Raw genomic sequence first — 18,956 nt, 5'->3', positions numbered from 1 at the left:
CGGGGCCCAGGCAAGGTACCGTCGGATAGAGGCACCAGGAGCCGCTGAACCAGGCGTCTCCCAGGCGAAGGGGAAGCACCTCGTGGCACGCATCGGTGATGGCGGCGACCTGCTCAAGTGCTCGTTCTGCGGAAAGAGCCAGAAGCAGGTGAAGAAGCTCATCGCGGGACCCGGTGTGTACATCTGCGACGAGTGCATCGATCTCTGCAACGAGATCATCGAGGAGGAGCTCGCCGAGACGAGCGAGGTCCGCTGGGAGGAGCTTCCCAAGCCTCGTGAGATCTACGAGTTCCTGGAGGGGTACGTCGTCGGGCAGGAGCCCGCGAAGAAGGCCCTCTCCGTCGCGGTGTACAACCACTACAAGCGGGTCCAGGCCGGGGAGAACGGCGGCGGCGCCGGTCGCGAGGACGCGATCGAGCTCGCCAAGTCGAACATCCTCCTGCTGGGCCCCACGGGTTCCGGCAAGACGCTGCTCGCCCAGACGCTGGCCCGCATGCTCAACGTCCCGTTCGCCATCGCGGACGCCACCGCGCTGACGGAGGCCGGCTATGTCGGCGAGGACGTCGAGAACATCCTGCTCAAGCTGATCCAGGCGGCCGACTACGACGTCAAGAAGGCCGAGACCGGGATCATCTACATCGACGAGATCGACAAGGTCGCCCGTAAGAGCGAAAACCCGTCGATCACCCGGGATGTCTCCGGCGAGGGCGTCCAGCAGGCCCTGCTGAAGATCCTGGAGGGCACCACCGCCTCCGTCCCGCCGCAGGGCGGACGCAAGCACCCCCACCAGGAGTTCATCCAGATCGACACGACGAACGTGCTGTTCATCGTGGGCGGCGCGTTCTCCGGCCTGGAGAAGATCATCGAGTCCCGGGCCGGCGCCAAGGGCATCGGCTTCGGCGCCACGATCCGCTCCAAACTGGAGATCCAGGCGAGCGACCAGTTCCAGGAGGTCATGCCGGAGGACCTGGTGAAGTTCGGGATGATCCCCGAGTTCATCGGCCGTCTCCCCGTGCTGACCTCCGTCCACAACCTGGACCGCGAGGCGCTGCTCCAGATCCTCAGCGAGCCGCGCAACGCCCTCGTCAAGCAGTACCAGCGCCTCTTCGAACTCGACGGTGTGGAGCTGGACTTCGAGCGCGAGGCGCTGGAGGCCATCGCCGACCAGGCGATCCTGCGCCAGACCGGCGCGCGCGGCCTGCGCGCGATCATGGAGGAAGTCCTCCAGTCCGTGATGTACGAGGTCCCGTCCCGCAAGGACGTCGCCCGCGTCGTCATCACCCCGGACGTGGTCCGCGACAACGTCAACCCGACGCTGGTCCCGCGCGAGCCGCGCACGATCGGCAAGAACGACGGTGGCCGCCACGAGAAGTCCGCGTAGCTAGCCGCAACAGCCAGATGGGGTGCTTCACGAAACTGTGAAGCACCCCATCCGCTTATCTGCGGCTACTTCCCTAGGCGCGGGCGCATGCGTGGTACCGATATACCCAAGTGGTCACGCCTGCGCGTTCAAGTAGCGTCATGCATGCATTGCTAGGCGCCCCCAGATAGCCAGAAGGCCAGCTGCATGCTTCTCTGACCTTCGGCCCTATTATGATTCCTAGGTTCGAGAGGAATGTAATGCAGCTACTCTGAGACGCGGCAGCTGGTGGCGCGGTAGCCAATGGCGTGGCGACCAGTGCTGCAGTCAGAGCTAGGCCAGTGAGTAGTCGACTAGTTTTCCGCCGCATAGGTGCAACTCTCCCTCTGTGCGTGACTTGAGCGTCTTATCTTCATTTCACATCAGATAGGATCATGATTCAAGAAGGCTACGCAAGGGTGTTCGACGGTGTGGCTGAAATCTGCTCAGTATCTGGCACGCTAAATTATCCATAGGTCTGGTCCTGGGTTTAGGGCGCCGAGTTGCCATCGGCGGGTACCGGGACCCTCGCCAGGCGAAGCGCTGTCCTTCGTCGTGAACTATTGAATGGGGCAGATTTACACACGGGTGTCGAGGTCCTTCGGTGAGTGGCTGCACCTGCTTTGCGCACCAGGTGCAGCATTCACTGCCGACCCTCCCGCTCGGCCGCCCATGATGGCGCGGCGGTGGGAACTCCGGCTGCCGTCGAGCGCAGCTACGTTTGGCTCAGGGTCTTTGGTCGTCTGCCCCTGCAGGGGGAGGTCGACGTCCGTCGTGCCAGTCTGTGCTGCGGTAGGCCGCTCATATGGCTGAAATCTATCGACTTCGTCATTGGTACGGCGTTCGTGTGTGACCCAATTTGGTATCAGGCGTTGACTCCGGGCCGTCGTGATGGTTCGCGTCAATACCTGGACGCCACATCCACCGAGGGCGCCCGTTGGTGACCAGCGGGCGCCCCAGATGCTGACTGTTCAAGTGATGCGGTCAAATCTTGGTGCGGGAGGTGTTGTACAGCTTGGCGGCGAGGGCGGCTGCTTCGTTCTGGGACATTGGCTTGTTGGTCATGGCCCCGCCGATATCGACACCGATCACCGCGCTGACCGTGCTGTAGTCGGCCCAGACACAGATCGGCATGGTCATGTCCTTGGGGCCGTTCTGCACCGTGCCATCGGCCTTGTCATTCACGATCTTCATGTCCTGGCACTTCATCAGCGCGCCCTCGAAGCCGTCCGGTGTGACGTTCTTCGGGCTGCCGACCAGAGAGCCCTCAAAGCCCTCGTCAGCCATCATTTCCTTCTCGGCGTTCTTGAAGAAGCCGTCGATGACGGCGTCGGGGTCGTCTACCTCACCCCAGACGCCCATAAGCATGAGCATCTTCGCGGTGAGCGGGTTCTTCTCCATGTCGCCGCTCACGTACTGGGCACCGGCCTGGTTGGGGTTCTTGATCCCCATGGCCTCGGTCTCGGCCTTCTCCTTGCCCGTCAGGGGCCCGGTCGGCGCCTTCTCCTTCGTGTTCTGCCTGTAGTCGTCCACGGAAGCGGCGGGCGTCAGCTTGTACCCCTTCGTGGAGTCCGCCACGTCACTGTTGCCCCCACCGGAGGTCAGGAAGTACACCCCGCCCGCGATGACCGCCAGCGCCACCACGGAGACACCGATGATCAGCCCGGTCTTCTTCTTCGGCTGCTGCGGCGGGTATGGAGGCTGGCCGCCGTAGCCGGGCTGGCCGCCGTACGGGGGCGCGGGCGGCTCCTGGCCGTACGGGCCGGGCTGCTGGGCCTGCGGGTAGCCGTAGCCCTGCGGGGGCTGCTGGCCGTACGGGCCGGGCTGGCCCTGCGGCGGGACACCCTGGGGGGCCTGCTGCGGGTAACCGTAACCGGGCTGGCCCTGGGGTGGCGGGGTGCCGTACGGGCCCGGCTGCTGGCCGTACGGTCCGGGCTGGCCCTGTGGCGGCTGCCCGCCGTACGGGCCCGGCTGGTTGTAGCTCATCGAGGTGTCCCCTCCAGAATGCTTATGCGTTGCGAACATCCTGACGGAAGCGGCCCTGACATGGGGGATCGGGCCCGACACCGTTACTGAAACAACCCGTTTCAATGCAGGACTGTGACGGCCCTAAACTGTCTCCGTGACCGAGAACTCATCGCAGCAGCCAGCCAGCAACCCCGAACTGCCGACCACGTACACGCCGGCCGACGTAGAGGGGAAGCTGTACGAGCGCTGGGTAGAGCGCGGTTACTTCGAGGCCGACGCGAAGAGCGAGAAGCCTCCGTACACCATCGTCATCCCGCCGCCCAACGTCACCGGCGCCCTCCACCTGGGCCACGCCTTCCAGGTCACGCTGATGGACGCACTCACCCGCCGCAAGCGGATGCAGGGCTTCGAGACGCTGTGGCTGCCCGGCATGGACCACGCGGGCATCGCCACCCAGAACAAGGTCGAGCAGCAGCTCGCCGAGGAGGGCAAGTCGCGGCACGACATCGGCCGTGAGGCGTTCGTCGAGCGGACCTGGCAGTGGAAGGAAGAGTACGGCGGGCGCATCCTCGGCCAGTTGCGGCGCCTCGGCGCGGGCCTGGACTGGTCGCGCGAGCGGTTCACCATGGACGAGGGCCTGTCCCGCGCCGTCCAGACGATCTTCAAGAACCTGTTCGACGACGGCATGATCTACCGCGCCGAGCGCATCATCAACTGGTGCCCGCGCTGTATGACGGCCCTCTCGGACGCGGAGGTCGACCACCAGGACGACGCCGGCGAGCTGGTCTCCCTGAAGTACGGCGAGGGGGACGAGACGCTGGTCGTCGCGACCACCCGCGTCGAGACGATGCTCGGTGACACCGCCGTCGCCGTCCACCCCGACGACGAGCGCTACGCCCACCTCATCGGCAAGCGCATCAAGCTGCCGCTGACCGACCGCACCATCCCGGTCGTCGCCGACACCCACGTCGACCCGGAGTTCGGCACCGGCGCGGTCAAGGTGACCCCGGCCCACGACCCCAACGACTTCGCCATCGGCCAGCGCCACGGCCTGGAGTCGGTCACGATCATGGACGGGCGCGGTGTCATCACGGTCCCCGGTCCCTTCGAGGGCCTGGACCGCTTCGAGGCACGTTCCGCGATCGTCGAGGCGCTGCGCGAGCAGGGCCGGGTCGTCGCGGAGAAGCGCCCGTACATGCACTCCGTCGGGCACTGCTCCCGTTGCAAGACCACCATCGAGCCGCGGCTCTCACTCCAGTGGTGGGTCAAGGTCGAGACGCTCGCCGCGGCCGCGGGCGACGCGGTCCGTGACGGCCGGGTCGACATCCACCCCAAGGAGCTGGAGCGCCGCTACTTCGACTGGGTCGACAACCTCAACGACTGGTGCATCTCGCGCCAGCTCTGGTGGGGTCACCGCATCCCCGTCTGGTACGGCCCGAACGGCGAGGTCGTCTGCGTCGGCCCCGACGAGGAGCCGCCCACCGGCGAGGGCTGGGTCCAGGACGAGGACGTCCTCGACACCTGGTTCTCCTCGGGCCTGTGGCCGTTCTCCACGCTCGGCTGGCCGGAACAGACCCCGGACCTGGAGAAGTTCTACTCCACGGACGTCCTGCTCACCGGCCACGACATCATCTTCTTCTGGGTCGTCCGGATGATGATGTTCGGCCTGTACGCGATGGACGGCGAGATCCCGTTCAAGACGGTCGCCCTCACCGGCCTGGTCCGCGACGAGTTCGGCAAGAAGATGTCGAAGTCCAACCCGAACGCGGTCGACCCGATCGACTGGATGGACGCTTACGGCTCCGACGCCGTCCGCTTCACCCTGGCCAACGGCGCCAACCCGGGCGCCGACGTCCCGATCGGCGAGGACTGGGTCAAGGCCTCCCGGAACTTCGCCAACAAGATCTGGAACGCCACCCGGTTCGCCCTGATGAACGGCGCGACGGTCGAGGGACCGCTCCCGGACCCGTCCGCGATGACGGCCACCGACCGCTGGATCCTGTCCCGCCTCAACGAGACCGTCGCCGACGTCGACCGCTTCTACGACGACTTCCAGTTCGCGAAGATCTCCGACGCGCTCTACCACTTCGCGTGGGACGAGGTCTTCGACTGGTACGTCGAGCTGTCCAAGACGACGTTCTTCGCGGGCGGCGAGCAGGCCAAGGTCTCCGGCCGGGTCCTCGGCGAGGTCCTCGACGTCACCCTGCGCCTTCTTCACCCGATCGTCCCCTTCGTCACGGAGACCCTGTGGACCACGCTGACCGGAGGCGAGTCCGTCGTCGTCGCCGAGTGGCCCGCGGACTCCGGCTTCCGTGACGAGGCGGCCGAGAAGGAGATCGAGCTCGTCCAGCAGGTCGTCACCGAGGTCCGCCGCTTCAAGGGCGACCAGGGGCTCAAGCCCGGCCAGAAGGTCCCGGCCGAGCTGACCTTGACCGGCACCGCGCTCGCCCCGCACGAGGCGGCCATCCGTCAGGTGCTGCGCCTGGAGGCTCCCGGGGACGGCTTCAGCGCCACCGCGTCCCTCCCGGTCGCCGGGGCCACCGTCGCCCTGGACCTGTCCGGCACGATCGACGTGGCGGCCGAGCGCAAGCGCCTCACGAAGGACCTGGAGGCGGCCCGCAAGGAGAAGGCCCAGGCGGAGGGCAAGCTCGGCAACGAGGCCTTCCTGGCCAAGGCCCCGGACAACGTGGTCGACAAGATCCGCGGCCGGCTCGCCAAGGCCGAGGCCGACATCGAGCGGATCGGCGCCCAGCTGGCGTCCCTCCCGCAGAGCTGATGTGCTGACCGCGAAGCCCCCGCACCCCGACCGACCGGGATGCGGGGGCTTCGCCGTGCGCTTTCATCGCCCCACTGCTCCCTCAGGGCCTACCGTGCCGGGCGCTGCGTGCGATGTCGGTGGCCATCCGTAGACTGGGGCCCGTGAGTGAGCCCCGCCCTTCAGACCGGCACGACGCGCCCGATCCCGACGACACCTTCGAGGGGATCGTCGACGAGGCGACCCAGCGCGACCCCGACCTGGCGGTGATCGAGGCCGGGAGCCGCACGCTGCGCACCCACTCGGGCCACCCCCAGGGCGAAGCGGTCCCTGCCCGCCCCGCCGACCCCGAGACCGACAAGGCGCTGCGCGCGGTGGAGCAGGAGCTCGCCGGACGCTGGGGCGAGACCAAGCTGGAGCCGTCCGTCACGCGCATCGCCGCGCTGATGGACGTCCTCGGCGAGCCGCAGCGCGCCTACCCCTCCATCCACATCACCGGCACGAACGGCAAGACCAGCACGGCCCGCATGATCGAGGCCCTGCTCAACGCCTTCGAGCTGCGCACCGGCCGCTACACCTCCCCGCACGTCCAGTCGATCACCGAGCGGATCAGCCTGGACGGTTCCCCGATCGAGCCCGAGCGGTTCATCGAGACGTACGAGGACATCAAGCCGTACGTCGAGATGGTCGACGCCCAGCAGCCCTACCGGCTCTCCTTCTTCGAGGTGCTCACCGGCATGGCGTACGCGGCCTTCGCCGACGCGCCCGTCGATGTCGCGGTCGTCGAGGTCGGCATGGGCGGCACCTGGGACGCCACCAACGTCATCGATTCCACCGTCGCCGTCGTCACCCCGATCTCGCTGGACCACACCGACCGGCTCGGCACCACGCCCGCCGAGATCGCCGGGGAGAAGGCCGGGGTCATCAAGCAGGGCGCCACGGTCATCCTGGCCCAGCAGCCGGTGGACGCCGCGCAGGTCATGCTGAAGAAGGCCGTCGAGGTGGACGCCACCGTGGCCCGCGAGGGCATGGAGTTCGGCGTCGCCTCACGCGAGATCGCGGTCGGCGGACAGCTCCTGACGTTGCGGGGCCTGGGCGGTGAGTACGAGGACATCTTCCTCCCGCTGTACGGGGCCCACCAGGCGCACAACGCGGCCGTCGCGCTCGCCGCCGTCGAGGCGTTCTTCGGCATCGGCGCCGAGCAGGCCCGCTCGCTCGACGTCGACGCGATCCGCAAGGCGTTCGCCTCGGTGCTCTCGCCCGGCCGCCTGGAGGTCGTGCGCTCCAGCCCGACCGTCGTGCTGGACGCCGCGCACAACCCGGCCGGGGCCAGGGCGGCTTCCGAGGGGATCTCCGAGGCGTTCAGCTTCTCCCGGCTGATCGGTGTGGTCGGCACGAGCGGCGACAAGGACGTGCGCGGGCTGCTTGAGGCCTTCGAGCCGATCTTCGCCGAGATCGTCGTCACGCAGAACTCCACCGACCGCGCGATGGACGCGGACGAGCTGGCCGCGATCGCCGTCGAGGTCTTCGGCGACGACCGCGTCCAGGTCGAGCCGCGCCTCGACGACGCCCTGGAGGCGGCGATCACGCTGGCCGAGGAGGACGACGAGTACGCGGGCGCCGGAGTGCTGGTGACCGGATCGGTGATCACGGTCGGCGAGGCCCGGCTGCTGCTCGGAAGGGGTTGAGAAGAAGGATGCGTACGCTCTGCGCCTCGACGCTGATCGGTGAGTTCTTCGTGATCGGCTTCGCCGGTCTCGTGGCGATGAAGCTGGACGACGTCTCCATGGCCGCGGTCTGGACGGTGTGCGGCGTCGGCATGGCGCTGTCCGTGCTGCTGTGCGGAATGATCACCCGCCCCGGCGGCGTCCAGCTGGGCTGGGCGCTCCAGATCGCGCTGGTCCTCAGCGGCTTCGTGGTCCCGATGATGTTCATCCTGGGACTGGTCTTCGGCGGGCTGTGGTGGGCCTCGGTCCACTACGGCCGCAAGGTCGACGAGGCGAAGGCCCGCTGGGCCGCCCAGCAGGAGGCCGGCGAGGCCACGGCCTGAGGCCACTCGACCCGGGGCCCGAACGTGACCCTGGGTGAACCCGGGCGCCGAGCCGTTCCCGTACCCCTGTAATCTCGCCCTCACCGCACCCGTAATGCCTGGCCTTGCAAGGAGCCGCACATGACTCAGCGCACCCTCGTCCTGCTCAAGCCCGACGCCGTCCGCCGTGGCCTGATCGGCGAGATCGTCGGTCGCATCGAGCGCAAGGCCGACTGGCGCATCACCGCGCTGGAGCTGCGCACCCTGGACCAGGAGACGCTGGAGCAGCACTACGGCGAGCACAAGGGCCGCCCCTTCTACGAGCCGCTCGTGGAGTTCATGGCCTCCGGCCCGGTCGTCGCCCTGGTGGCCGAAGGTGAGCGGGTCATCGAGGGCGTCCGCGCCCTGGCCGGCCCCACCGACCCGATCGCTGCCGCGCCCGGGTCCATCCGCGGGGACTTCGGCACGATCACCCGGGAGAACCTCATCCACGCCTCGGACTCCGAGGAGTCCGCGGAGCGAGAACTGAAGCTTTTCTTCCCCGGACTTTCCTGACCCGATCGGCCAAACAGCGCTGTTCGCCTGGGGCGACCGAAGTAATTCGGTCGCCCCTCGGCATAGGGTTCGGTATCGCGGGAACGCATCCCTCCGACATAACGTCACCATGGGTAGGACGGGCACCCGTTCCGCTCACACTGGCGAAGGACCCTCGCGCTGTGTCCGTGCATACAGCACTACGATGGAAGCTTCCACGCCCGCAGCGCCAACCTCGCCTACCAGATCAAGCCATCACCGCTTCCTGGGAAGGCCCGACGCATCCTCATGGGGAACAAGGGGAACTCAATGTCGTTCATCGGCCGTGACATGGCTATCGACCTCGGGACTGCCAACACGCTGGTGTACGTCAGGGGGCGCGGCATCGTCCTGAACGAGCCGTCCGTCGTGGCCATCAACACCAACACCGGCGGAATTCTGGCGGTCGGCTCCGAGGCCAAGAAGATGATCGGGCGCACGCCGGGCAACATCGTTGCCGTGCGGCCGCTGAAGGACGGCGTGATCGCCGACTTCGAGATCACCGAGCGGATGCTCCGCTACTTCATCCTCAAGATCCACAAGCGTCGCTACCTGGCCCGCCCCCGCGTCGTCGTCTGTGTGCCCTCCGGTATCACCGGGGTCGAGCGCCGCGCCGTCATCGAGGCGTCCACGCAGGCCGGTGCGCGCCAGGTGCACATCATCGAGGAGCCCATGGCCGCGGCCATCGGTTCCGGCCTGCCGGTCCACGAGGCCACCGGCAACATGGTCGTCGACATCGGTGGAGGCACCACCGAGGTCGCCGTGATCTCGCTCGGCGGAATCGTCACTGCCCAGTCGATCCGGACCGCCGGTGACGAGCTGGACAACGCGATCATCCAGCACATCAAGAAGGAGTACTCGCTCCTCCTCGGTGAGCGGACCGCCGAACAGATCAAGATCACCATCGGTTCGGCGTACGACCTGGACAAGGACGAGCACACCGAGATCCGCGGCCGCGACCTGGTCTCTGGGCTGCCCAAGACGGTCGTCATCTCGGCCGCGGAGGTCCGCAAGGCCATCGAGGAGCCGGTCAACGCGATCGTCGACGCCGTCAAGACGACGCTCGACAAGTGCCCGCCCGAGCTCTCCGGCGACATCATGGACCGCGGCATCGTCCTCACCGGCGGCGGCGCGATGCTGCGCGGCCTGGACGAACGGCTGCGCCGTGAGACCGGCATGCCGATCCACATCGCCGAGGACCCGCTCGACTCGGTGGCGCTCGGCTCCGGCAAGTGCGTCGAGGAGTTCGAGGCGCTCCAGCAGGTGCTGGACGCCCAGCCGCGCCGCTAGGACGGGCAGAGCACCACCCGATCCGGTGTGCGGACGCTACCGTTCCGCACACCGGATCGTTGATACAGATCGTTGCCGTACGTGTGCTGACGCAGAGGCATCCGCGGAGGCGTACAGACGGGTACGAACATTCCGACGAGGAAGGCACGGCCGCCGCACGTGAGGGACACACGAGAGAGCCGGCTGCTCCTGGTGCTGCTGATCGCCATCGCATTCGCCCTGATCACGGTGGACATCCGGGGCGGCGAGGGGTCACCGGTCGACGGCGCGCGGCACGCCGCCGCCAGGGTCTTCGGCCCGGTCGAGAACGGTGTGGCGGCGGCGGTCAACCCGGTGGGCAACGCCATAGGCGCGGTGCGGGACTCCGGCAACCGGCACGACCGGATCTCCACCCTGGAGAAGGAGAACGCCGCGCTGAAGGCCAGGCTCGGCAGCGACGACCGGACCAACAGCCGCGTGCGCCAGCTCGACGCCATGCTGAAGAACGCCGGCGCCGGACAGTACGGCATCAAGGGCGCCCAGGTCATCGCCATAGGAGCAGCCCAGGGCTTCTCCTGGACGATCACCATCGACGCCGGTTCCGACGACGGCATCCGCCGCGACATGACCGTCCTCAACGGGGAGGGGCTGGTCGGCCGGGTCACCACCGTGGGCCCCGGCACCGCGACGGTCCTGCTCGCCAACGACCCCGACTTCACCGTCGGCACCCGGATGGAGAAGACCGACGAGCTCGGCTTCGCCACCGGCCAGGGCACGCGCCCGCTGTCGGTGCAGTTCCTCAACGGCAAGGCGAAGGTGAAGAAGGGCGACCGGCTCGTCACCTTCGGCTCCAGCAAGGACAAGCCCTTCGTGCCCGGCGTCCCGGTCGGCGAGGTGGTCCGCGTCGACCCCTCCGGCGGCGCGCTGACCCGGACCGCCTACGTGAAGCCGTACGTCGGGTTCACCAAACTCGACATCGTCGGCGTCGTCGTCCAGGCCCCGCGCGAGGACCCCCGCGACATGGTCCTGCCCAAGCAGCCCGTCAAGCCGAAGCCGAAGCCGACCCCCACCGTCACCGTCACCGTCCAGCCCAACGGCGACCTCGTCGACGGCTCGGGCAAGGTCGTCGGCAACATCAACGAGCAGCAGGGCGGTGACGCCGCCGGAGACCAGGCGGGCGACAACCAGCCCGGCACCGCGGACAACGAGGAATAGAGCTGATCCCCATGCGCCTCAACCGGACTCTGCTCTCCACCGCCCTGGTCGTCGTCGCCCTGGTCCTCCAGGTGTCCGTCCTCGCCCGCCTCCAGCTCCCCGGCGCCGTCCCCGACCTGCTGCTCCTCACCGTCCTCGGACTCGCCTTCGTGTACGGGCACGTCAGCGGCGCGCTCATCGGCTTCGGCGCAGGCCTGCTCGCCGACCTGGCCCCGCCCGCCGACCACGCCGCCGGACGCTACGCCCTGGTGCTCTGCGTCATCGGCTACCTCGTGGGCCTGGCCCGGCCGGAGAGCGGGCAGCTCAAGTCGGCCTTCGCCCCGATGGCGGTGGTCGTCGCGGCCGCGATCGGCTCGACCCTGCTCTACGCGGGCGTCGGCGCGCTCGTCGGCGACACGTCCGCCCGCCATGTGGGCCTGGGCGGCCTGCTGTTCACCGCCGCCGTCTACGATCTGCTGCTGGCGCCCTTCACCGTGCCGCTGATCATGGCGCTGGCCAGACGTACCGAGAACGACCCGGTCTCCGAGGCCTCCGGCGGCAGCAACGACGTCGCCGCGGGCTGGCTCTCCTCCGGAACCGGGCTGCGGATCGGCAACCAGCGAGGCGGGCTGCGCGTCAAGGCCGCCCGCAACCGGGCCTCCCGCGCGGGCCGCATCAAGGGGGTCAAGCGACTGTGAAGCCGTACGCGACCGGAGGGCACCGGGGGCGCCGCGTGAGGCTGTGCTCCCCGGGGGACGCCCCCCGTACCCCCAGCCGAACCACGACCGGGGGCGCCCTGTGAGCAACATCCCCGAGACCGGGCGGACCCAGCGGGTCCAGATCCGGCTCATGGTCATCCAGGTCCTCGTCTTCTCCCTGCTGCTCACCCTCGGCGGCCGCCTCTGGTACCTCCAGATCCGCAACGGCGACGAGTACACCGCCGAAGCCGCGGGCAACGGGGTGCAGCAGGTCGTCCAGCCCGCCGTACGCGGCTCGATCCTCGACGCCCGCGGCGTACCGCTCGCCGACAACGAGACCCGGCTCGTCGTCTCCGCCAGCCGTACCGAGCTGCTGAAGATGAAGGACGACGGTGTCGAGGTCCTCACCCGGCTCGCCGACGTCCTGAACATGAAGCCGAAGGACGTCCAGGACAAGATCCGCCTCTGCGACTCCAAGACCCCCCAGCCCTGCTGGAACGGCTCGCCCTACCAGCCGATCCCGGTCACCGACGAGGCCACCACCCAGCAGGCACTCCAGATCCGCGAGCGGGCCGAGGACTTCCCCGGCATCACCGCCGAACCCACCGCCGTACGCCGCTACACCGCACCCGGCAAGGCGAGGACCGCACAGGTCCTCGGCTATCTGTCGCCCGTCACCGACGAGGAGATCCAGGAGGCGCAGGACGGCCCGTCGCCCTACCTCCGCTCCGACCAGGTCGGCCGCTCCGGCCTGGAGCGCACGTACGACAAGGAGCTGCGCGGCAAGGCGGGCGTCACCCGCTACGAGGTCGACAACCTCGGCCGCGTCCTGGGCGAGGCGGAGAACGACCCGGCGGTGTCCGGCTCCAGCCTCGTCACGAGCATCGACGCCCGCGTTCAGGCGGTGGCCGAGTACGAGCTCGCCGCCGCCATGAAGAAGATGCGCGGCGAGACCGACAAGATCACCGGCCGGAAGTACGAGGCCGACTCCGGCGCCGTCGTCGTCATGGAGTCGAAGACCGGCCGCATCGTGTCGATGGCCTCCCAGCCCGACTACGACCCCAACGCCTGGGTCGGCGGCATCTCCGGCAAGGAGTACGCCAAGCTCACCAGCGAGAAGTCCAACTACCCGCTGCTCAACCGGGGCATCCAGGGCCAGGCGCCCGCCGGATCGATCTTCAAGGTGGTCTCGGCGAGCGCCGCCGTGCGGGCCGGGCACGACTTCAACGACCGCTACAACTGCAGCAGCTCCTACAGCCTCGGCAGCCAGACCTTCGCCAACTTCGAGTCCAAGGGGCACGGCCCCATCACTCTCGGCGACGCGCTCAAGTACTCCTGCAACACCGTCTTCTACCGCCTCGGCCACGAGGAGTGGGCGCGGGACGGCGGCATAAAGCCGAAGAAGGACGCCAAGGACTGGTTCTACCGCACCGCCCGTGACTTCGGGCTCGGCTCCGAGACCGGCATCGACCTGCCCAACGAGGTCAAGGGGCGCATCCCCGACCGCCAGTGGAAGCAGGACTTCTGGAAGGCGAACAAGGACGCCTGGTGCAAGCAGGGCAAGAAGGGCGGCACCTACGTCCAGCAGATCGCCTACGAGAACTGCCTCGAAGGCAACCAGCTCAAGGCCTACGACAGCATCAACTACGCGATCGGGCAGGGGGACGTCCTCGTCACCCCCATCCAGATGGCCACCGCCTACGCCGCCATCAGCAACGGCGGCACCCTCCACGCCCCCACCGTGGGCAAAGCCGTGATCAGCCCCGACGGCAAGAACGTCCAGGAGATCAAGCCCAAGGCCACCGGGAAGCTGCCGGTCGACGCCCAGACCATCAAGGACCTCGACAAGGGCCTGCGCTCGGTGGTCGAGCCCGGCGGCACCGCCGCCTGGCGGTTCGGCGGCTGGCCGCAGGACAAGATCCCGATGCGGGCCAAGACCGGCACCGCCCAGGTGTACGGCAAGCAGACCACCTCGTGGTTCGCGACCTACACCGACGACTACACGATCGTCATGACGATCTCCCAGGCCGGCACCGGCTCCGGCGCCTCCGGGCCCGCCGTCCGCAAGATCTACGACGCGCTCTACGGCCTCGACGCCGAGGGCAACCAGGACCTGAAGAGGGCCCTGCTGCCGAAGCCCCAGAAAGCGCTGCCGAAGATCCAGCCGGACGGCTCGATCCACGCACCGAAGGTCGAGCCCTACGACCCCGCCCCGGTCGAGCCGGAAGGACAGCCGGTGGAGCCGGAAGAACAACTGCCCGTGCAGCCCACGGGCCAGCCGGGACTCACCGGATCACCGGCGACCACGGGGAGGCAGCCCTGATGGCAGGTGGATTCTCCGTCTCCCGCTACGGCCCCGACGAGGGCTCCTGGGCCAAGCTGACCGCCCGCGACTCCCTCGCACGGCGGCTGGACTGGCCGCTGCTCGGGGCATCGCTCGCGCTCTCCTTCCTCGGCGCGCTGCTGGTCTGGTCCGCGACCCGCAACCGCGACCACCTCACCCAGGGCGACCCGTACTTCTTCCTCCTCCGGCACGCCCTGAACACCGGCATCGGCCTCATCCTGATGACCGCCACGATCTGGCTCGGCCACCGCACCCTGCGCGGCGCCGTCCCGGTCCTCTACGGCGCCTCCGTGCTGCTGGTCATGGCCGTCCTCACCCCGCTCGGCACCACGATCAACGGCGCGCACGCGTGGATCAAGCTCCCGGCCGGCTTCTCGATCCAGCCCTCCGAGTTCACCAAGATCACCATCATCCTGGTGATGGCGATGCTGCTGGCCGCCCGCGTCGACGCGGGCGACCAGGCCCACCCCGACCACCGCACCGTCGCCAAGGCGCTCGGCCTCGCGGCGATCCCCATGGCCGTCGTCATGCTGATGCCGGACCTCGGCTCGGTGATGGTCATGGCCGTCATCGTCCTCGGTGTGCTGCTGGCCTCCGGCGCCTCCAACCGCTGGGTCTTCGGCCTCCTCGGCGCGGGCGCGGGCGGGGCAGTCGCCGTCTGGCAGCTAGGGCTGCTCGACGACTACCAGATCGCCCGCTTCGCCGCCTTCGCCAACCCGGCGCTCGACCCGGCGGGCGTCGGCTACAACACCAACCAGGCCCGGATCGCGATCGGCTCCGGCGGACTCACCGGCACGGGGCTCTTCCAGGGCACCCAGACCACCGGCCAGTTCGTCCCCGAGCAGCAGACCGACTTCGTCTTCACCGTCGCCGGTGAGGAGCTGGGCTTTCTCGGCGCCGGGCTGATCATCCTGCTCCTGGGCGTCGTCCTGTGGCGCGCCTGCCGGATCGCCCGCGAGACGACCGAGCTGTACGGCACGGTCGTCGCCGCCGGGATCATCGCCTGGTTCGCCTTCCAGGCCTTCGAGAACATCGGCATGACGCTCGGCATCATGCCGGTCGCCGGACTGCCGCTGCCCTTCGTCTCCTACGGAGGGTCCTCGATGTTCGCCGTCTGGATCGCGATCGGACTCCTCCAGTCGATCAGGGTGCAACGGCCGATGTCCGCCTGAACCGGCCCCGCAAGGGGTAGGAGCCGGTATATGGCGGACACCAAGCGCGAGATCGAGCGGAAGTACGAGGCCACCGACGCCACCCGGCTGCCCGACCTCGGCCGGGCGGCCGGAGTCGGCCGGGTGGTCCCGCGCGGCCGGACCGAGCTGGACGCCGTCTACTACGACACCGCCGACCTCCGCCTCGCCGCCGACTCCCTCACCCTGCGCCGCAGGACCGGCGGGTCCGACGCGGGCTGGCACCTGAAGTTCCCCGTCGCCACCGGCATCCGGGACGAGATCCACGAACCCCTCGCCGACACCCTGCCCCGCCCGCTGGCCGCCCTGCTCCGCTCCCGGGTCCGCCACGCCGGGCTCGCCCCCGTCGTCCGGCTGCTGTCCTCCCGTGACGTCCAGCACCTGCTGGCCGCCGACGGCACGCTCCTCGCCGAGGTCAGCGTCGACACGGTGCTCGCCGAACGCCTCGCGGGGGAGGGGAGCGGCACCACGGCCACCTGGACCGAGATCGAGGTCGAGCTGGCCGACGACGGTGACCCCGCCTTCCTGGACGCCGTCGAGAAACGGCTCCGCAAGGCCGGGGTGCGCCCCGCGGAATCCGCCTCCAAACTGGCCCGCGCCCTCGCCGAGACGGCCCCCGTACGCCAGGGGAAGCGGCCGGAGCGGGACGAGCCCCGGACCACGGGCGACCACGTCCTCGGCTACGTACGGAAACAGATCCGCGCGATCGTCGACCTCGACCCCGCCGTCCGCCGCGACCTGCCCGACTCCGTGCACCGGATGCGCGTCGCCACCCGGCGGCTTCGCAGCGCCTTCAAGACGTACGGGAAGATCCTCGACCGCGAGGTCACCGACCCCGTCGGCGCCGAGCTCAAGTGGCTGGCCGCCGAACTCGGCGTCGACCGCGACCAGGAGGTCCTGGACGACCGGCTCAGCAGCCGGATCGAGGCCCTGCCCGCCCCCCTGACCCTCGGCCCGGTGCGCGGCCGGCTCCGCGCCTGGTCGGCCGCCCGCCGCACCGGATCGCGCCGCAGGATCATCGCCGTACTGGACGGGAAGCGGTATCTGGCGCTCCTGGACACCCTCGACGCGCTCGCCGCCGACCCGCCCCTGCGCCCCGCCGCGTCCCGCGATCCCGACAAGGCCCTGCCCCGCGCCCTGCTCAAGGACTACGGCCGCCTCGCCACCCGCATCGGCCACGCCCTCGACCAGCCGCCGGGGCCCGAGCGGGACACCGCGATGCACGAGGCCCGCAAGGCCGCCAAACGCGCCCGGTACGCGGGGGAGGCGGCCAGGCCCGCGCTCGGCGGGCCCGCCAAGCGCTTCGCCAAACGGATGAAGGCCGTGCAGACCGTCCTCGGCGACCACCAGGACAGCGTCGTCGCCCGCGAGGCCCTGCGCACCCTCGGCATCCAGGCGCACGCGGCGGGGGAGTCCGCTTTCACCTGGGGCCTCCTGTACGGCCAGGAGGAGGCGGCCGCCGACGCCCGGGAGCGCGAGCTGCCCGAGGTATGGGCCCGGGCCTCGGCCCCGGCACTGCGGGCGGATCTGGGGCACCGCTGACCGGGGTACGCTGGATGGTCACCCCTGCCGGCTCACGAAGGTTCGCGAGATGTCTGCCGCATCGGTCTTCCCACAGCTCGAAGCTCTGCTCCCGCATGTGCAGAAGCCCATCCAGTACGTCGGCGGTGAGCTGAACTCCACCGTCAAGGAGTGGGACAGCTGCGACGTCCGCTGGACCCTCATGTACCCCGACGCCTACGAGGTCGGACTCCCCAACCAGGGCGTCATGATCCTCTACGAGGTACTGAACGAACGCGAGGGCGTCCTCGCCGAGCGCACGTACAGCGTCTGGCCGGACCTCGAAGCGCTGATGCGCGAGCACGGCGTGCCGCAGTTCACCGTGGACAGCCACCGCCCCGTCGGCGCGTTCGACGTCTTCGGGCTGAGCTTCTCCACCGAGCTCGGCTACACCAACATGCTCACCGCCCTGGACCTCGCGGGCATCCCGCTGGAGTCCAAGGACCGCGACGTGGACCACCCGATCGTCCTCGCGGGCGGCCACGCCGCGTTCAACCCCGAGCCGATCGCGGACTTCATCGACTGCGCGGTCATCGGCGACGGCGAGCAGGCCGTCCTGGAGATCACCGAGATCATCCGCGCCTGGAAGGCCGAGGGCCGCCCCGGCGGCCGCGACGAGGTGCTCTTCCGGCTGTCGAAGACCGGCGGCGTCTACGTCCCGCGCTTCTACGACGTCGAGTACCTCCCCGACGGCCGCATCGGCCGCGTCGTGCCCAACCGGTCCGGCGTGCCGTGGCGGGTCTCCAAGCACACGGTGATGGACCTCGACGAGTGGCCCTACCCCAAGCAGCCCCTCGTCCCGCTCGCGGAGACCGTGCACGAGCGGATGTCCGTGGAGATCTTCCGCGGCTGCACCCGCGGCTGCCGTTTCTGCCAGGCCGGCATGATCACGCGCCCCGTGCGGGAGCGAAGCATCACCGGCATCGGCGAGATGGTCGACAAGGGCCTCAAGGCCACCGGCTTCGAAGAGGTCGGCCTGCTCTCCCTCTCCTCCGCGGACCACAGTGAGATCGGCGACATCGCCAAGGGCCTCGCCGACCGCTACACCGAGGACAAGGTCGGCCTCTCGCTGCCCTCCACCCGCGTCGACGCGTTCAACGTGGACCTGGCCAACGAGCTGACCCGCAACGGCCGCCGCTCCGGTCTCACCTTCGCCCCCGAGGGCGGCTCCGAGCGCATGCGCAAGGTCATCAACAAGATGGTCTCGGAGGAGGACCTGATCCGCACGGTCTCCACGGCGTACGGCAACGGCTGGCGCCAGGTGAAGCTGTACTTCATGTGCGGCCTGCCCACCGAGACCGACGAGGACGTCCTCCAGATCGGCGACATGGCGGTCAACGTCATCGCCAAGGGCCGCGAGGTCTCCGGGCAGAACGACATCCGCTGCACCGTCTCCATCGGCGGCTTCGTGCCCAAGCCGCACACGCCCTTCCAGTGGGCCCCGCAGCTCTCCGCCGAGGAGACCGACGCCCGGCTGAAGAAGCTCCGGGACAAGATCCGCGGGGACAAGAAGTACGGCCGCTCCATCGGCTTCCGCTACCACGACGGCAAGCCCGGCGTCGTCGAGGGACTCCTCTCGCGCGGCGACCGCCGGGTCGGCTCCGTCATCCGCGCGGTCTACGAGTCCGGCGGCCGCTTCGACGGCTGGCGCGAGCACTTCAGCTACGACCTCTGGATGAACTGCGCGGAGAAGACGCTCCCCGAGTACGGCGTCGACGTCGCCTGGTACACCACCCGCGAGCGCACCTACGAGGAGGTCCTGCCCTGGGACCACCTCGACTCCGGCCTGGACAAGGACTGGCTGTGGGAGGACTGGCAGGACGCGCTCGACGAGACCGAGGTCGAGGACTGCCGCTGGACCCCCTGCTTCGACTGCGGCGTCTGCCCGCAGCTCGACCTGGACATCCAGATCGGCCCGACGGGTAAGAAGCTGCTCCCGCTGAGCGTGGTCAACAAGTAACGCGTCCCCGAGCACCG

Annotated in this window: 13 protein-coding genes; 12 read left to right on the top strand and 1 reads right to left on the bottom strand. The window is 69.1% G+C overall.

Annotated elements, in window-relative coordinates:
• Positions 1–82: 82 nt before the first annotated feature.
• The gene (clpX, locus tag ACZ5WC_RS24500) at positions 83–1,381 is read left to right on the top strand and encodes an ATP-dependent Clp protease ATP-binding subunit ClpX (protein WP_468542805.1); all 1,299 of its coding nucleotides are present in this window, start codon (positions 83–85) and stop codon (positions 1,379–1,381) included.
• Between the two features lie 1,002 nt (positions 1,382–2,383).
• Here the strand turns inward: clpX and ACZ5WC_RS24495 are convergent.
• A complete protein-coding gene (locus ACZ5WC_RS24495; protein WP_468542804.1) occupies positions 2,384–3,385 on the bottom strand; it encodes a hypothetical protein in 1,002 nt (333 codons plus the stop codon).
• Between the two features lie 136 nt (positions 3,386–3,521).
• Between ACZ5WC_RS24495 and ACZ5WC_RS24490 the strand changes: the two genes are divergently transcribed.
• From ACZ5WC_RS24490 to ACZ5WC_RS24440, 11 genes are all read left to right on the top strand, one after another.
• Entirely contained in the window at positions 3,522–6,143 is a 2,622-nt protein-coding gene (locus ACZ5WC_RS24490) for a valine--tRNA ligase (protein ID WP_468542803.1), read from the top strand.
• A 143-nt stretch (positions 6,144–6,286) separates the two neighbouring features.
• The gene (folC, locus tag ACZ5WC_RS24485; RefSeq protein WP_468542802.1) at positions 6,287–7,810 is read left to right on the top strand and encodes a bifunctional tetrahydrofolate synthase/dihydrofolate synthase; all 1,524 of its coding nucleotides are present in this window, start codon (positions 6,287–6,289) and stop codon (positions 7,808–7,810) included.
• An 8-nt stretch (positions 7,811–7,818) separates the two neighbouring features.
• Complete coding sequence (locus ACZ5WC_RS24480; RefSeq protein WP_468542801.1) at positions 7,819–8,172, top strand: DUF4233 domain-containing protein; 354 nt, start codon at positions 7,819–7,821, stop codon at positions 8,170–8,172.
• A 120-nt stretch (positions 8,173–8,292) separates the two neighbouring features.
• The gene (ndk, locus tag ACZ5WC_RS24475; RefSeq protein ID WP_096631747.1) at positions 8,293–8,706 is read left to right on the top strand and encodes a nucleoside-diphosphate kinase; all 414 of its coding nucleotides are present in this window, start codon (positions 8,293–8,295) and stop codon (positions 8,704–8,706) included.
• 288 nt (positions 8,707–8,994) lie between these two features.
• Complete coding sequence (locus ACZ5WC_RS24470; RefSeq protein WP_018487160.1) at positions 8,995–10,014, top strand: rod shape-determining protein; 1,020 nt, start codon at positions 8,995–8,997, stop codon at positions 10,012–10,014.
• A 159-nt stretch (positions 10,015–10,173) separates the two neighbouring features.
• Positions 10,174–11,208 (top strand): rod shape-determining protein MreC, encoded by a 1,035-nt coding sequence (gene mreC, locus ACZ5WC_RS24465; RefSeq protein WP_468542800.1) that lies wholly within the window; start codon positions 10,174–10,176, stop codon positions 11,206–11,208.
• Between the two features lie 11 nt (positions 11,209–11,219).
• A complete protein-coding gene (gene mreD, locus ACZ5WC_RS24460) occupies positions 11,220–11,885 on the top strand; it encodes a rod shape-determining protein MreD (RefSeq protein WP_468542799.1) in 666 nt (221 codons plus the stop codon).
• A 100-nt stretch (positions 11,886–11,985) separates the two neighbouring features.
• Complete coding sequence (gene mrdA / locus ACZ5WC_RS24455; protein WP_468542798.1) at positions 11,986–14,208, top strand: penicillin-binding protein 2; 2,223 nt, start codon at positions 11,986–11,988, stop codon at positions 14,206–14,208.
• The gene (rodA, locus tag ACZ5WC_RS24450) at positions 14,208–15,401 is read left to right on the top strand and encodes a rod shape-determining protein RodA (RefSeq protein WP_096631752.1); all 1,194 of its coding nucleotides are present in this window, start codon (positions 14,208–14,210) and stop codon (positions 15,399–15,401) included. Before mrdA ends, rodA begins: the two co-directional genes overlap by 1 nt.
• Before the next feature lie 30 nt (positions 15,402–15,431).
• The gene (locus tag ACZ5WC_RS24445) at positions 15,432–16,961 is read left to right on the top strand and encodes a CYTH and CHAD domain-containing protein (protein ID WP_468542797.1); all 1,530 of its coding nucleotides are present in this window, start codon (positions 15,432–15,434) and stop codon (positions 16,959–16,961) included.
• Positions 16,962–17,010: 49 nt separating this feature from the next.
• On the top strand, positions 17,011–18,939 hold the full coding sequence (locus ACZ5WC_RS24440; protein WP_096631755.1) for a TIGR03960 family B12-binding radical SAM protein: 1,929 nt from the start codon (positions 17,011–17,013) through the stop codon (positions 18,937–18,939).
• The last annotated feature ends 17 nt before the right edge of the window (positions 18,940–18,956 follow it).

This window comes from Streptomyces sp. NPDC033165, from assembly GCF_055577965.1.
This window is presented reverse-complemented; position numbering and strand designations above follow the sequence as displayed.

Coding starts and splice junctions, on each gene's coding strand:
- ACZ5WC_RS24440 (WP_096631755.1), top strand. CDS start 17,011: ATGTCTGCCGCATCGGTCTTCCCACAGCTCGAAGCTCTGCTCCCGCAT.
- ndk (WP_096631747.1), top strand. CDS start 8,293: ATGACTCAGCGCACCCTCGTCCTGCTCAAGCCCGACGCCGTCCGCCGT.
- ACZ5WC_RS24480 (WP_468542801.1), top strand. CDS start 7,819: ATGCGTACGCTCTGCGCCTCGACGCTGATCGGTGAGTTCTTCGTGATC.
- rodA (WP_096631752.1), top strand. CDS start 14,208: ATGGCAGGTGGATTCTCCGTCTCCCGCTACGGCCCCGACGAGGGCTCC.
- ACZ5WC_RS24445 (WP_468542797.1), top strand. CDS start 15,432: ATGGCGGACACCAAGCGCGAGATCGAGCGGAAGTACGAGGCCACCGAC.
- ACZ5WC_RS24495 (WP_468542804.1), bottom strand. CDS start 3,385: ATGAGCTACAACCAGCCGGGCCCGTACGGCGGGCAGCCGCCACAGGGC.
- mreD (WP_468542799.1), top strand. CDS start 11,220: ATGCGCCTCAACCGGACTCTGCTCTCCACCGCCCTGGTCGTCGTCGCC.
- ACZ5WC_RS24470 (WP_018487160.1), top strand. CDS start 8,995: ATGTCGTTCATCGGCCGTGACATGGCTATCGACCTCGGGACTGCCAAC.